Origin of the sequence: Clostridium fessum (assembly GCF_027698965.1) — a bacterium.
Classification (GTDB): Bacteria; Bacillota; Clostridia; order Lachnospirales; family Lachnospiraceae; genus Otoolea; species Otoolea fessa.
Genome location: NZ_JAQEQF010000002.1, coordinates 254,229 through 269,922, shown reverse-complemented (window position 1 = coordinate 269,922; position 15,694 = coordinate 254,229). Strand labels below are relative to the sequence as shown.

Genomic DNA, 15,694 nt, shown 5'->3' with positions numbered 1-15,694 from the left:
AAGTTTAAACTGATTGTGAACGGTGCAACACATTTTTTTCATGGTTCGTTTACATTCAGTTTATATGTAGTTGAAACTCGTTTAAAAATGGGATGTTATACTAGGGACAATTAGGAAAAACCAGAAAGGAATATGCGAAATGAGTAAACTATCTTCTCTGATGGAAGCGGCAAAGCAGAATAAAAAGAAAACAGCCATCATCGCGGTGGTGGTGCTGATCGTACTTACGGCGCTTTTTATGCGTTTCAAGGGCGGCAGCAAAGGAGGTCCAGGCGGCGGTCCGGGAGGTCCGGGCGGCATGCAGGACACGCAGATGGACAATGTGGCGACGGTTGCGGCTGAGAATCCAAAGATCGGAACGATCGAGCGGACAACCAGCACATCCGGTACTGTCGAGGCATCGGACGTTGTCTATGTCTATGCGAAGGCATCCGGCGATGTGACGGGCGTCAACGTCAGCGTCGGTGATATGGTAACAGCGGGTCAGCTTCTCTGTACGATCAATACCGAACAGGTTGAGACGGCGAAAAATGCGATGGACTCCGCCTCTGTTAACCTGACCGAGGCACAGAGCAATTTAAGCCGTATGCAGCTTCTTTATCAGGGAGGAGATATTTCTGATCAGGAATGGGAGCAGTACCAGAACCAGGCGAAGACGGCACAGTTAAATTATGAATCGGCAAAATTAAACTACGACCGTCAGGTGGAATACAGTTCCGTGACCGCACCGATCTCCGGCAAGATTGAGACGATGGATATTGATGTATATGATCATGTCAACCAGCAGGCGCAGCTCTGCGTTATCTCCGGTGAGGGAGATAAACGGGTATCGTTCTACGTATCCGAGCGTGTTATGAGCAACTTAAACCAGGGCGACGCGATGACGATTGTAAAAGGTGGAACGACTTATGATGGTGTGATTACCGATGTCAGCAGCATGGCGGACGAGAGCAACGGTCTGTTTAAGATAAAAGCAGAGCTGCCGGAGGCGAACAGCCTTTCAACGGGAAGTACTGTCAAGGTAACAGTAACTTCTGAGCGTGCAGAGAATGTCATGACCGTGCCGGTAGATGCGATCTACTATGATAACGGCGTTGGAAATGTCTATGTTTACCAGGACGGAACGGTACATAAAGTGGAAGTCGAAGTGGGGCTTTATAATACAGAGCTGGCGGAGATCAAGTCGGGGCTGACGGCAGATGAGCTCGTCATCAGTACATGGAGTTCCCAGCTTTATGAGGGTTCAACCGTTAACTTAAAGGGTGAAGAAACAGATGCGGCAGCAGCGGATGAAGCTGGAAACCAGAAAGCCGATGCCCCGGCAGGCTCTGAAAATGGACAGAAAGCGGGCGCTCCGGCAGATGGCGGAAACGATCAGCCTGCGGGTGGTGCAGGTGCTCCGAACGATGCAAAAAATGGACAGAAACAGTAGGACAGGAGGAATGTAAGACATGGGAGTAACGAAATATATCCTGAAACATCCGGTTACTACTGTCATGGCTCTGTTGTGTCTGGTTGTATTCGGTATTTCATCGGTCTTTTCGGCAAAGCTGGAGCAGATGCCGGATATGGAGACGCCGATGCTGATTATCATGGCAAATTATTCAGGCGCAGGACCGGAGGATATCAGCGAGCTGGTAACCGAACCGATCGAGGAGGCGATCGGCACGATGGAAGGCGTGGACACGATTTCCTCCACATCGAGCGATGGACGTTCGATGATCATGCTTCAGTACGATTACGGCACCGATATGGATGAGGCGTATGACAACTTAAAGCAGAAACTGGACAATATCCAGCGGGCGCTTCCAGATGATGTGGAACCGAGCGTTATGTCGATGAACTCCAATCAAGGAGACAGCATGATGCTTTCGATTTCACATAAGACGCAGACAAACCTCTACGATTATGTGGATCAGAAGATAGTACCTGAATTAGAGCGAATTTCTTCAATTGCAAAAATTGAGACGCGAGGCGGTTCTTCTAAGTACGTCAGCATTGAATTGCAGTCTGAAAAAATGGATCAGTACAATCTGACCATGCAGGATGTTGCGAGTGCGATCAGCGATGCAAACGTGGCATCCCCGTCGGGTGAGGCAGATGCCGGAAATCTGGAGCTTTCCGTTACTACCTCCTTAAAAACAGAACAGGTAAATGAGCTGCAGGATATTCCAATCAAGACGCCGGCAGGACAGATTATTTCTCTGTCGGATGTGGCAAATGTGTATGAGGCAACGAAAGACCGGGGCGGCATTTCCCGTTACAACGGTCAGGAGACGATCTCCGTTTCGATTCAGAAGCAGCAGGACAGCACAGATATGGAAGTGTCCTCGGCTGTAAAAGAGAAAGTTGAAGAATTGATGGCAGATGATTCGGATCTGACGATCACGGTTGCAAATGATACATCTGACACGATTCTTGATTCCTTAAAAGACGTAGCAAAGACAATGGTTCTGGCGGTTATCATCTCCATGTTCATCATTTTTCTGTTCTTTGGCGATTATAAGGCGTCCCTGATCGTCGGAAGCTCGATTCCGACTTCGATTTTGATGTCCTTGATTGCGATCACGATGGCAGGATTTTCGTTGAACGTTATCACGATGAGTGCGCTGGTACTCGGCGTCGGCATGATGGTCGATAACTCGATCGTTGTACTGGAGAGCTGTTTCCGTGCAACGGCGGAGCAGGAAGACAAGGGGGCGCTTGGCTATTTTTCAGCAGCGCTTCACGGAACCGGCATTGTCATCAACTCGATCATCGGTTCGACGATCACGACCTGTGTCGTATTCCTGCCGCTGGCATTCTTAAACGGTATGACCGGACAGATGTTCAAGCCGCTGGGATTCACGATCGTGTTCTGTATGTCGGCGTCCCTGCTTTCTGCGATGACGGTGGTTCCATTGTGCTATCTGTTCTATAAACCGAGCGAGGCGAAGCGCGCCCTGATGGGACGTCCGATTGAACGTTTACAGAAATGGTACCGCGGCATCATGGACCGTCTGTTAAACCACAAAGCGATGGTTATGGGATTTTCGGTTCTGGTACTTGTACTGACGGTAATTCTGGCGAGCGGAATGCAGACGGAGCTGATGACATCGGATGATACCGGTACGGTCAGTGTCAGCATTGAGACGCGTCCGGGTCTGAAACAGGAAAAGATCGAGGAGGCGCTGGCAGAAGCGGAGGCGATTGTTTCCGCGAGCAACCAGGTTGATTCGTACATGCTGCGTTACAACGGAGACAGCGGCGAGATCAGTGCCTATCTGAAAGATGACCGTACCATGAAAACAGACGATGTAGCCGATCAGTGGCAGAAAGAGATGGATAACATTGCAAACTGTACGATCGACGTATCGGCATCGACTTCCATGAGCTTCATGGGAAGACAGCGCGGCTATGAAGTGATTCTTCACGGCACGCAGTATGATGAATTAAAAGAAGTTAGTGATAAGATTGTCAAGGAAATGACAGCAAGAACGGATGTCATCAACATCCATTCCAGTATTGAGAATAATGCACCGATCATTACCCTGAAGATTGATCCAGTCATGGCAAAGGCGTATGGACTCACGGCTTCCAGTATCGGAACGACGATTAACCAGATGTTGAGTGGTATCGACGCGACGACACTTAAAATTGACGGCGAGGACATTACGGTAACGGTTGAGTATCCGGAGGGCGAGTACGAGACAGTTGATAACATAAAAGATATTATTTTGACGGGAACAAACGGACAGAAGGTGGCACTGACCGATGTGGCAAATGTCGTATTTGAGGACAGTCCGGCTTCGATTTCCAGAACCGACGGTGCATATGAGATCACAATCTCTGCCGATTACACCGGTGATAATGTACAGCAGCAAATCAACAGTGAGGTAATTACTCCGAACTTAAGCGGTACAATCAGCATTGGGCAGAACAGCCGTGACCGTATGATGAAGAGTGAGTTCAGCTCCCTGTACCGCGCGATTGCGATTGCAGTCTTCCTGGTATTCGTTGTCATGGCGGCACAGTTTGAGTCTGTGAAGTTTTCCATCATGGTTATGACGACCATCCCGTTCAGTTTGGTTGGTTCCTTCGGATTACTGAAGCTGACCGGCGTCAGCATCAGTATGACGTCCCTGCTTGGCTTCCTGATTCTGGTCGGAACTGTTGTAAATAACGGTATTCTCTACGTGGATACGGTCAACCAGTATCGCTCCACGATGGATCTGCGGACAGCGCTCATCGAGGCAGGTGCGACCCGTATCCGACCGATTCTGATGACAAGTATGACAACCATCCTCTCGATGATTCCGATGGCACTGGCAATCGGAAGCAGCGGTTCCACGACACAGGGTCTGGCGATCGTAGATATCGGCGGTCTGAGCGCAGGTGTGATTGTCGCGCTCTTCATGGTTCCAGTATATTACGCACTGCTGAGCCGGAAACCGAAGGAAGAGATACCGGACATAGATTAATTGGAAACAGAATAGGATAATTGTTAAAATCAGATATATCGGAATGGAGTGACATACATGAATCGAAATAAAAAAATATGTCTGAAGCATCGGATGGCGGCCGGTGCAGTAGCCTGCTCACTGGGGCTTTTTCTGGCGGCAGGTGCGCCGGTCCAGGTATTGGCAGCCAGCCCGCAATTTGCATATTCCACAGAAAAATGGGCTTCGCTGCAGGATGATAAGCTCGAGTTTGATGAGATTGCTGACTTGATCCATGAGTACAACAGCACGGTGGAGAAGAACCAGATCGAGTACAAGGATTATCAGGGCAAAGACAGCAATGAGATCGCGCAGGAATATTATGACGCGGCAGATGAGATCGAGAGCAGTATCGAGTACCCGGATTCAGATGATGCGAATTATGGTTCCGCACTGGCAGCAGCACAGAGAAGCGAGGCTTCCGCGACCCAGATGCGCGAGCAGGGCGATAATAACGTCGATGATGCGAATGTTAAGGCGTGGGGGTATACGCAGACCGAGAAATCGTTGGTACAGCAGGCGCAGAACCTGATGATCCAGTACTGGAATGCCCAGGAAAACTTAAAGAGTGTGCAGAACCAGGTGTCCAAGGCAGAAAAAGACTATGAGACGGCAAATTTAAAGCTTTCATCCGGAAGCGCGACCCAGACGGATGTGCTGGATGCCAAGGAGACTCTTTTAAAGGCGCAGGCGTCCATCACGACGGCGGAGAGCAATATTGCATCGACGAAGGAATCCCTGTGCCAGATGCTTGGATGGAAATATGGCGCATCAGTAGAAATCGGTGCATTACCGGACCCGCAGGAACAGATGAGTGCATCGGTCAACCTCGAAGAGGACATTGCGAAAGCACAGGAAAATAATTATCAGTTAAAGATTCTGGCACGTCAGGTCAACAATGCGATGACAAGCACCCTTAAAGAGCAGTACCAGACAACTCTGACCAGCGGGAAGGAGGCAGTCAAGTCGAATGTCCAGTCGGTTTATCAGAATCTGAAGTTGTCTGAGGCACAGTATGAACAGGCAAAACGCAGCCTTGAATTAGAAGAAAAGACGAAACAGACCAACGACCGCAAGCTGGCAGCCGGACTTATCAGCCAGAACGCATACCAGAGCGCAACCTATTCCTATGAATCGGCATCCGTGGCAAAAGAGACGGCAGCGATGTCGCTTCTCCAGGCGCAGCTCGCCTACCAGTGGGCGGTGGGCGGACTGGCGTCCACGCAGTAGAAAGGGGTGGGCGGATGATGCGAAATCTGAAAGGAAAATGGATGAACGCGGAAGCTGGGACAGAGCAAAAGATGCGCAAGGGGCAAGAAAGAGACCGAAGCGGTGCAAGTGCTTTGGATGTGCATCTGGACGGTTATAATGTGAAACGAATCGGAAAAAGCAGATTGAGTCGTTCGATCGGAATTGCCCTGGCGGCTTGTATTCTTGTATCGAGCCCGGCGCAGGCGGCGAAAACGCCTTTGATTTCCGGCACAGAAAGTGATTCAGACAGCGAGGCAGATGGTCCGGCGCTGGAAGATGGCACCATAACCGAAAACAGCGCAGACAACACGATCGCCAGCCAGTCCGGCTCCTATACGGAGGAACAGCTAGCGGATTCTGTGATAGAGTACGGGGAACTGGAGGTGCTGGTGCGGCGCGGCAATGGAACGGCTGTCAGCGCCGATTACAGTTATCAGGACAGCCTTGCCGTCTACCAGGAAGCCTACGATGCGATGATTTCCGGTGCCCGGGATATGAACTATAAAGCAGATGAGCTCGAAGATGCGGGCGGAGATGAGGCACTGATCGGCACCTATGAGCGAAATGCACAAACGCTGTCGATGGCAGCGAAGCAGTATAAAAAGTCGCTCACTTCCTTAAATTCGGCGTCAAGCCGTGCGTCCAGAAACCGGACGGTCTGGCAGGTCGTAAAGACCGCACAGATGCAGTGGGGCACCTGCCGGCAGCTTCAGGACGAGGTGGAGGCGGCTGCCAAGACGGCAGAGAACTATCAGGCGCAGGCAGATCGCAAAGAGCGGGAACTGGCAGCGGGGCTTTGCACGGAGACGGATCTGCTGCAGGCTCAGAAAAACCTGTTAAGCGCCCAGACAGCATTACAATCCACTACCGATCAGGCAAATAAGGCGCTGCGTCAGCTTGCCATTTTACTTGGAAAGAGCGGAACTTCTATTACGCTGGGGGAAATTCCAGCCGTATCGGCAACGGAACTGGCTTCTATGAATCTGGATGCGGACCGCGCGGCAGCTGTCGTTGCAAGTTCCAGTGTCAAATCAGCCAGACGATCCTCCGCAACCGGAGATGCAGCGCGCAAGCTGCGCCACCAGCAGATCGAGGAAGCCGAGAGCGCCGCAAGCGCCTCAGCGGATGAGCAGTACGCTGAGATAGCGGCATTAAGCCTAGAACGTGACGCGGCGCAGGCAGCCTACCAGTCTGCCGAAAAAACATACGGCGCCACCCAGATTAAGTATCAGTCCGGCGCGATCAATAAAGCAACGTATTTACAGGGCGAGGCGTCCTATCTGCAGAAAAAAGCAGAACTAGAGACTGCCGAGATTTCCCTGCGGACGGCATATGATGCGTATGAGTGGATGTTGAAAGGGGTTGCGTGAGGATTAAATGATTGCGTTTCCTAAGATCGTATGTTTTGTATGGATACGTGAAATGGAATTTTATAAGATGGGTTTGAAAAAAACGGCACTGCCCGGATGGGGGTGTCGTTTTGTTACTGTTTTCATGCTTTCGGTGTGAGAACAAATTTGTATTTGCGTATTGTTCCGGTCAATGGTACAATCATAGGCGGAATTTTGAACCGGTAAACGATAGACTGAAAGGGTACGCCCGTTCACGGCCCCATGGAAAAGGGCGGAAACGAAAACGGGAGGAACATATAGATGCAGCAGGAGAATATGAAGACATTGGAATCCCTGGAAGATTTTCGACATTTTTCGGAAAAAGAGCTGGAAATACGGTTTGACCAGCTTAAGAAACAGATTGTACCAGCGGACAAGACAATCCGGGAGCAGGCAGAAAAGCATTGGGGGCATGTGGCAAAACCGCTTGGCAGTCTGGGAGTCCTGGAGGAAGATATTGTGCGGGCGGCGGCAGCGCAGGGGGAGAAAGTGCCAGACTTCTCCAAGCGTGCGCTTTTGATTTTTTGCGCGGATAATGGGGTGGTTGAAGAAGGGGTATCACAGACCGGGCAGGAGGTTACAGCGGCAGTTGTTTCGAATATGACACGCGGGAGGAGCTGCTCCTGCCTGATGGCAGAAAAGGCAGAAACGGACGTGTTTCCGATCGATATAGGAATCGCCTGTGAGGTGGAACATCAGGGGAAACTTCATCCCCTGACAGAACGGAAAATCCGGCGCGGGACTTCCAATTTTACAAAAGCAGCAGCGATGACGCGCCAGGAGGTGTTGACAGCCATTTTGACGGGAATCGATGCAGTGCGTGTGCTGAAGGAGCAGGGGTACCGCTTGTCTGCAGTGGGTGAAATGGGGATCGGCAATACGACGACCAGCAGTGCGGTCGCATCGGTTCTGCTGCAAAAGGATCCAGAACTTGTCACTGGAGCTGGGGCGGGTTTAGATTCGGCTGGATTGAAACGGAAAACGGAGGTAATCCGGCGTGGAATCGGACTGCATCACCCGGATCCCATGGATGGCATGGAGGTATTGCAAAAGGTAGGTGGATTCGATCTGGCGGCGATGGCAGGTGCTTTTTTGGGCGGTGCCATCTATCATGTTCCGGTTGTGATTGACGGGGTTATCGCGGCTGCTGCGGCGGCAGCTGCTGGAAGAATTGCACCGGCAGCGACGGACTATATGCTGGCAGCCCATGTATCGGCGGAACCGGCGTCTATCTGGCTGCTTGATTTGATAGGAGTAACTCCGGCTATCCAGGCGGGACTTCGACTCGGAGAAGGTACAGGGGCGCTGGCGCTGTTTCCACTGCTGGATATGGCGCTGTCCATTTACCGGGATATGGATACGTTTGCGGAGATGGAAATAGAGGAATATAAGCCGCTGGTGTGATGAGATATACGGATTAAAACATTTTTTGCGTATGTTTTTAAAGCATGGAAACTGCTGCAATTCGGTGAAAAAGAGGATAAATGAACGATGTTATATATAGTTACAGGCGGCAGTGGCAGCGGTAAGTCCGAATATGCCGAACAGATTGCCGTGCAGTGCCGGAACGGGAACGGTGGGACACTCTGGTATCTGGCGACGATGCGGATTTGGGATGATGAAGGCAGAAAACGGGTGGAGCGCCATCGGCGGATGCGCGCGGCAAAAGGGTTTGAGACGATTGAGCGGTATACGGGGTTAGAAACATTAGAATTAGAGGAGAGATTCGAAGAGTCCAATTCGGCTGGTTTGGACGATGAACAGGAAAACGATAGTTTGAAGCGCTGGGAGTCCTGCCGAGTGGCACAAAAACCAGTGCTTCTCCTTGAATGTATGTCCAACCTTGTCCTCAATGAATTTTATGCTCAGGAAAATGGTGCGCAAGAGCGGATTCTTCAAGGAATAAAACGCTTGCAAAAACAGTGTCATGACCTTATCATTGTAACGAATGAGATCTTTTCGGACGGTGTGACGTATGATCCGGAATCGGAGCGGTACATAGAGCTTCTGGGACGGATCAACCGGGAACTGGGACAGATGGCGGATTCAGTGACGGAAGTGGTGTATGGAATTCCGCTTGCGGTGTCAATACCTGTTTTTTCAGCCGATGAAAGGACAAAAGATGTAGGGTAGTCAGTGAGTGGAACAGAGCGGAATGCCTGCTAAAGTTATGGTTGCCAGAATAGAGTCAGGGGGATCGAAGATTGAATCTGATAGGAAGTTTTGTCATTGCATTTTCCATGTATTCACGCATTCCGATGCCGCGCATGGACTGGACGGAAGAGCGGATGCGCTATGCGCTCTGTTTTTTCCCGCTGATCGGGGCGGTGATCGGGGCGGTAGAGATAGCCACGTTTGCGCTCTGTGAAATTTTGGGTGCTGGAGTTCTGTTCCGGACCTGCCTGTTGACGGCGGTTCCACTATTGATTACCGGTGGAATCCATATGGACGGGTATCTCGATGTGACGGATGCGCGCCATTCCTACGGCGAGCGGGAAAAAAAGCTGGCGATTTTAAAAGATCCCCATACAGGGGCGTTTGCGATCATCGGTCTGGGGTTGTACCTGCTTCTCTATGCGGGGGCAGTTTCTGAGCTTGTGGGAGCAGATGTGTGGCTGCTGCCGGGGGCGCTTATGCTGGAACGCGCCTGCAGCGGCTATTCGGTGGTGGCATTTCCAAAGGCGAAAAAGGACGGGCTTGCCGCTGAATTTTCCAGAAGTGCCGAGACAAAGGTTGTTCGCGTGAGTATGGCAGTTTTAACAGTGTTGGCGATCAGCTGGATGATTTACTGGGGACATCTGCGCGGCGCTCTGGCAGCCTTAACAGCACTTGCGACTTTCGTTTGCTATTATCGTTTTTCCATGCGGGAATTTGGCGGCATCAACGGCGATCTGGCAGGGCATTTTCTGCAGAGCTGCGAGCGGAATGTGGTGCTGGTGCTGGCGGCGATGCGGCTGGCAGGTACGTGCCTGCGGTTTTTGAATTTTTAAGCGAGGAAAAGCAGAATGATTTTTATAATTGGCGGCAGGGAACAAGGAAAGACAGCGTATGCGATGAAATTGTGGGAAAAACGTACTTTGGAACGGAGGAAAACAAAAGACTTATCCACCGTTCTGAATCGATCGAAAAATCCAGAAGCGTGTAGAGTTACGGCACGCATCGCGGATGGGAGATTAGAAACGGACGAACAGACGATCATGCAGGCGGATCTGATCACGCATTTTGAACTGTTTGTGAGGCGTGAGATGGAAGCCGGGCGCGATCCATACGTGTTTGCAGAACGCCTGATGCAGGAAAATCCGGATGCATTCGTGACGGCGGATGAAATCGGCTGCGGCATTGTGCCGATGGAAGCATTTGAGCGCGATTACCGGGAGACAGACGGGCGCATTTGCCAGCGGATCGCCGCGTATTCGGAGGAAGTGCACCGGGTTATCTGCGGTCTGGGAATGCGGATCAAATAAAAGAATAGTTGGGAGTAGACAAAATGACAGCAATCAGTAAAGTATTGACAGGAATGATAGAAGGTAGAATGGTCGGATATCACTTAGCTGCGATTCTGGCAGGTTATCTTCTGGATCTGTGCCTGGGTGATCCGCATTCGATGCCGCATCCGGTTCGGGCGATCGGAAATCTGATTGTGTGGCTGGAAAAATATTTGCGTCCAGCTGGAAAAAAGCATGCAACGGAACGGGGGGAACGCCGCGCGGGCGTTCTTTTTGTGTGTTTGGTGCTGCTTGTGACAGGCAGTGTGGCAGGCGGAATCCTCTGGATTTCCCATCTGGGCGGCAGCTGGATTCAGACAGTAGTCGAGGCGGTCATGACTTACTATCTGCTGGCGGCGCGCTCCCTGCGGGATGAGAGCATGGCGGTCTGCCGGAAGCTGGAGGCGGGAGAGACCGAGGGAGCCCGCTATGCAGTGTCGATGATTGTCGGGCGCGATACGAAACCTCTTTCAGAGGCGGGGATCGCACGGGCGGCAGTTGAGACGGTAGCGGAAAATGCGTCGGATGGAGTGATTGCGCCTTTGTTTTATCTGGCGATCGGAGGTCCGCTTCTTGGCTGGCTGTACAAGGCAGTCAACACGATGGATTCGATGGTCGGATATAAAAATGACAGATATCTGCATTTTGGACGCGCGGCAGCAAAACTGGACGATCTGGTAAACCTGATTCCGTCGCGTCTGGCAGCGCTTTTATTGATAGTCTCTGCATACCTTTTACGATATGACGGAAAGAATGCTTACCGTATCTGGCGGCGTGATCGCCGGAACCACAAAAGCCCCAATTCCGCGCAGACCGAGTCGGCATGCGCCGGCGCGCTGGGCTTGCGACTGGCGGGCGATGCCTGGTATTTCGGCAAGTTAGTTCCGAAGCCATATATCGGTGATGAGATACACCCGATTGAACCGCAGGACATCCGCCGGGTCAACCGCCTGATGTATGGAGCGGCGGGAATCATGGGGATTATTGCGTTGGTGGTGCGCGGTGTGATTCTGTTTTTATAGAATTGGAAGAATTCCGGAATGATAAAAATATTAAAAACAGAGTAACTGTTCAGTACCTTCACAGTCACGCGCAAAAATCCATTAAAAATTGCCTGCGGCAATGAGATTTTTGCCTGCTGGCCCATGTTTTCGTACGGTCAGCGCAGTAAATGCGCAGACCTACTGAACAATTACAAAACAGAACGAAATAAGAGAACAGTAAACAGATAAAGAATATATAAAAAGAGGGAACAACAGGGAGGAAGCATCTATGCCATACACGCACGGCGGCGATATTTACGGTGATGCAGCCGTAGAGTTAGATTTTTCAGTCAATACAAATCGTCTTGGAATGCCGCAGGCTGTCCGTGATGCTGTGATAGCATCGTCGGCTGCTTGGGAACAATATCCGGATGCTTTATGCCGGAAGCTGCGGCGTGCAGCGGCTGCTTTTTATGAGGCAGACGGCACGCCGATTCCGAAGGACTGGCTCGTGTTTGGAAACGGTGCTTCGGATATTTTATATGCAGTTGTCTCAGCGATTCGGCCCAAACAGGCGATTTTGCTGGCACCGGGATTTTCGGAGTATGAGCAGGCGCTTCGGATGTGCGGCTGCAAGATCCGGTGGCTTCATTTAAGGGAAGAAAATGGATTTTCCCTGGAGAGTACGAGGGAAGAATTGTATGCCATGCTTTGCGATGGCTCTGGGGATGCATCGAAGATAGATTCGGTCCCAACTTTATCCTCTAAACATGAAAACGTCTGGGAAAAAATATTGATTCTCGGAAATCCCAATAACCCGACAGGGCGCGCTATTTCAGCCACCGAGCTGGAAAGGTTGGCGGAGGTCTGCCGGGAAACACATACCTGGCTTATGCTGGACGAGTGTTTTCAGTGGTTTTTGGATACACGGAGAGAATGTTCGTTTGTTGGAAATTTGTTAAATGGTGTTGGAGATCACGTTATTCTCTTAAATGCCTTGACCAAAATTTGCTCAATGGCAGGCCTTCGCCTGGGCTATGGCATCATCTCCAATGCCGGACTCCGGGAACGCCTCGAGAAGTTCCGCCAGCCGTGGAGTGTCTCGGCTCCGGCACAGGCGGGCGGGGTGGCGGCATTTGCGGTACTGGCGGCTCATTCAGAAGGAAATCTGCTGGAATGGACGGTTAAATCTTTGCAGACGGAACGTCCGCGGCTGGCGGAAAAACTGGAAGAACTGGGATTTATCGTTTATCCGTCCCAGACAAATTATCTGTTGTTCCGTTCGCCGGATGAGGATTCGCGCGATTACAAACAGGGGTGTTTAGAGCATGGCATTTTGATTCGCGCCTGTGAGAATTTTGAAGGGCTGAACCGTCATTATTACCGGGTGGCGGTGCGGAACCGAGGAGAAAATGAAAGGTTGATAAATATTTTGAAAGAGGTACAATCTGAAGAAAAACACGATGTGAATTTGTAATATAAAACGAACCCATAACTGTTCAGTAGGTCTGCGCATTTACTGCGCTGACCGTACGAAAACATGGGCCAGCAGGCAAAAATCCCATTGCCGTAGGCAATTTTTAATGGATTTTTGCGCGTGACTGTGAAGGTACTGAACAGTTACACGAACCCATAAAATAGCCTCTGTCATTTGAAAGGACAAATGGCAGAAAAATAGTTTCGGTTAAGCACAAAATAGCTTCGAATTAAATAGCTTTGAGCAACCATTATTTGGTAAGACACTCAAAAATAAGGAGGATTTCACCGTGGCAAAAGCAATCATGATACAGGGAACGATGTCCAATGCGGGAAAAAGCCTGCTGGCGGCGGGACTCTGCCGGATTTTCAAGCAGGACGGCTACCGCGTGGCGCCGTTTAAATCGCAGAATATGGCGCTGAACTCCTATATTACCAGCGAGGGATTGGAAATGGGACGCGCACAGGTAGTGCAGGCGCAGGCGGCGGGCTGTGAGCCATCGGTGGACATGAATCCGATTCTCTTAAAGCCATCCAGCGATGTCGGTTCTCAGGTGATCGTGCGCGGTGTCCCGATCGGCACAATGCCCGCGAAGGAATATTTCAAGTATAAAAAGCAGCTAATCCCGGAAATCAAGAAAGCGTTTCAGCACTTGTCCGAACAGTACGATATCATCGTGATCGAGGGCGCCGGCAGCCCGGCGGAGATCAACTTAAAATCGGATGATATCGTGAACATGGGAATGGCGCGCATGGCGGGTGCGCCGGTGCTGCTTGCCGGGGACATCGACCGGGGCGGCGTGTTTGCACAGCTCTATGGAACGGTAGCGCTTCTGGAACCGGATGAACAGGCGATGGTAAAGGGGCTTATCATCAACAAATTCCGCGGCGATAAGACGATCCTGGATCCAGGTGTTGAGATGATCGAGAAATTATGCAAGATTCCGGTGGTCGGCGTCGTTCCGTACATGGACGTGGATATCGAGGACGAGGATAGCTTAAGCAGCCGCCTTTCATCCACAGGGCGGAATAATACCCTTAAACAGGAAAACGAGTCATCTGAAAAACATGTAGAGGCATGGATCGACATTGCAGCCATCCGCTTTCCGCGTTTATCCAATTTCACTGATCTGAACGTATTTGACCCGATCCCCGGCGTTTCGGTGCGTTATGTGAGCCGCCTGTCTGAGCTGGGACGACCGGATCTGATTGTTCTTCCGGGAACGAAGAATACGATCGAGGATCTGCTCTGGATGCGGCAGAATGGTCTGGAAGCGGCAGTTTTAAAGAAAGCAGCCGGAGGAACGCCGATCTGGGGCATCTGCGGCGGCTATCAGATGATGGGACAGACGCTGTCAGATCAGGAAGGAACCGAGGCGGGTGTGCCTGGGCGTACGATCTCCGGTATGGGACTTCTGCCGTTACAGACACAGTTTCAGGAAGAAAAGACCAGGACACAGGTCAAGGGATGTTTCGGGACGGTCAGCGGTATCTTTTCCGGGCTTTCGGGGATGGAGGCGGAAGGATATGAAATACATATGGGAGAGACATCATCTGTCGGCGGTGATATTGTTAAGAACGTGATCAAGGAGCAGGAAAAAGCCGTAAATCATAGTTTATTGAAACTCAGGGAAGAACAGGCGGGAAACCACACTGAAAAACAGGATGGCTGCTGCCGGGACAACCTTTACGGCACTTACGTCCACGGCATTTTTGACAAGGCAGAGGTGGCGGAGACGATTGTCTGTGCGCTGATGAAAGAAAAAGGAATGGAGCCGGAAGTCAGCGGATTATCGTTTGATTATGAGAAATACCGGGAAGAGCAGTACAACCGGCTGGCAGACACGATGCGGAAGTACTTGGATATGGAAGCAATTTACCGGATTCTGGAAGAGGGAGTGTAGATAGATGGATGAGAAAATGAAAGAACTCAGTCAGGTATTGCCGTCGGAGATCGAGGCGAGAAGTTTTGAGATTATCACCGAGGAGCTGGGGGAACGGACATTTCCGGAGAAAGAAGCACCAATTGTGAAACGCGTGATTCACACGACAGCCGACTTTGAGTACGCAGATTCGCTTGTATTTTCACCGGGCGCAGTCGATAAGGCGTTGGAAGCCCTGAAAAATGGGGCGTGCATCGTGACTGATACTAATATGGGAAAATCCGGTATCAACAAGCGCGCGCTTGCGTCGCTGGGCGGCGAGGTCTACTGTTTTATGGCGGACGAGGATGTCGCGAAGAAAGCGGCAGCGTTCGGGACCACCCGTGCGGTTGCCAGCATGGACAAGGCGGCAGAAATGGGAAAAGACTGTATTTTTGCAGTTGGGAATGCACCGACCGCGCTGGTGCGTCTGTACGAGTTGATTCAGGAGGGAAAAATCCACCCGAAGCTCATCATCGGCGTGCCGGTCGGCTTTGTCAATGTCGTGCCGTCCAAGGAATTGATTATATCCTTGCCGGACACTCCTTATATTGTGGCAAGAGGCAGAAAGGGCGGCAGCAATGTAGCCGCCGCGATCTGCAATGCATTGATTTATCAGTTGACGCGCAAATAAGATGTGATGGTGTTAAATCTGCGGTATTAAAATGTACATGGATGCATTCTCAAAAGATATGCTGGATATGGGCG

At 51.0% G+C, this 15,694-nt stretch carries 12 protein-coding genes; all 12 read left to right on the top strand.

The window, feature by feature from the left end; all coding sequences use genetic code 11:
* Window positions 1-139: 139 nt before the first annotated feature.
* The gene (locus PG862_RS03925) at window positions 140-1,432 is read left to right on the top strand and encodes an efflux RND transporter periplasmic adaptor subunit (RefSeq protein WP_270706573.1); all 1,293 of its coding nucleotides are present in this window, start codon (window positions 140-142) and stop codon (window positions 1,430-1,432) included.
* 19 nt (window positions 1,433-1,451) lie between these two features.
* On the top strand, window positions 1,452-4,460 hold the full coding sequence (locus PG862_RS03920) for an efflux RND transporter permease subunit (RefSeq protein WP_270706571.1): 3,009 nt from the start codon (window positions 1,452-1,454) through the stop codon (window positions 4,458-4,460).
* 57 nt (window positions 4,461-4,517) lie between these two features.
* Entirely contained in the window at window positions 4,518-5,708 is a 1,191-nt protein-coding gene (locus PG862_RS03915) for a TolC family protein (RefSeq protein WP_270706570.1), read from the top strand.
* A gap of 14 nt (window positions 5,709-5,722) precedes the next feature.
* Window positions 5,723-7,099 (top strand): TolC family protein, encoded by a 1,377-nt coding sequence (locus tag PG862_RS03910; RefSeq protein ID WP_270706568.1) that lies wholly within the window; start codon window positions 5,723-5,725, stop codon window positions 7,097-7,099.
* Between the two features lie 282 nt (window positions 7,100-7,381).
* Window positions 7,382-8,524 (top strand): nicotinate-nucleotide--dimethylbenzimidazole phosphoribosyltransferase, encoded by a 1,143-nt coding sequence (gene cobT, locus PG862_RS03905; RefSeq protein ID WP_117795496.1) that lies wholly within the window; start codon window positions 7,382-7,384, stop codon window positions 8,522-8,524.
* An 87-nt stretch (window positions 8,525-8,611) separates the two neighbouring features.
* Window positions 8,612-9,253: a bifunctional adenosylcobinamide kinase/adenosylcobinamide-phosphate guanylyltransferase gene (locus PG862_RS03900; protein ID WP_118742568.1), complete on the top strand. Its 642-nt coding sequence runs from the start codon at window positions 8,612-8,614 to the stop codon at window positions 9,251-9,253.
* A 71-nt stretch (window positions 9,254-9,324) separates the two neighbouring features.
* On the top strand, window positions 9,325-10,110 hold the full coding sequence (locus PG862_RS03895; RefSeq protein WP_270706567.1) for an adenosylcobinamide-GDP ribazoletransferase: 786 nt from the start codon (window positions 9,325-9,327) through the stop codon (window positions 10,108-10,110).
* Window positions 10,111-10,125: 15 nt separating this feature from the next.
* Window positions 10,126-10,584, top strand: coding sequence for a bifunctional adenosylcobinamide kinase/adenosylcobinamide-phosphate guanylyltransferase (locus PG862_RS03890; protein WP_118472659.1), 459 nt, complete (start codon window positions 10,126-10,128; stop codon window positions 10,582-10,584).
* A gap of 23 nt (window positions 10,585-10,607) precedes the next feature.
* Window positions 10,608-11,627, top strand: a complete 1,020-nt coding sequence (gene cbiB, locus PG862_RS03885; protein ID WP_243023716.1) for an adenosylcobinamide-phosphate synthase CbiB — start codon at window positions 10,608-10,610, stop codon at window positions 11,625-11,627.
* 250 nt (window positions 11,628-11,877) lie between these two features.
* The gene (locus PG862_RS03880) at window positions 11,878-13,065 is read left to right on the top strand and encodes a pyridoxal phosphate-dependent aminotransferase (RefSeq protein ID WP_270706565.1); all 1,188 of its coding nucleotides are present in this window, start codon (window positions 11,878-11,880) and stop codon (window positions 13,063-13,065) included.
* Between the two features lie 289 nt (window positions 13,066-13,354).
* Window positions 13,355-14,968 (top strand): cobyric acid synthase, encoded by a 1,614-nt coding sequence (locus tag PG862_RS03875; RefSeq protein WP_270706563.1) that lies wholly within the window; start codon window positions 13,355-13,357, stop codon window positions 14,966-14,968.
* A gap of 4 nt (window positions 14,969-14,972) precedes the next feature.
* Window positions 14,973-15,620: a precorrin-8X methylmutase gene (locus PG862_RS03870; RefSeq protein WP_370823688.1), complete on the top strand. Its 648-nt coding sequence runs from the start codon at window positions 14,973-14,975 to the stop codon at window positions 15,618-15,620.
* The last annotated feature ends 74 nt before the right edge of the window (window positions 15,621-15,694 follow it).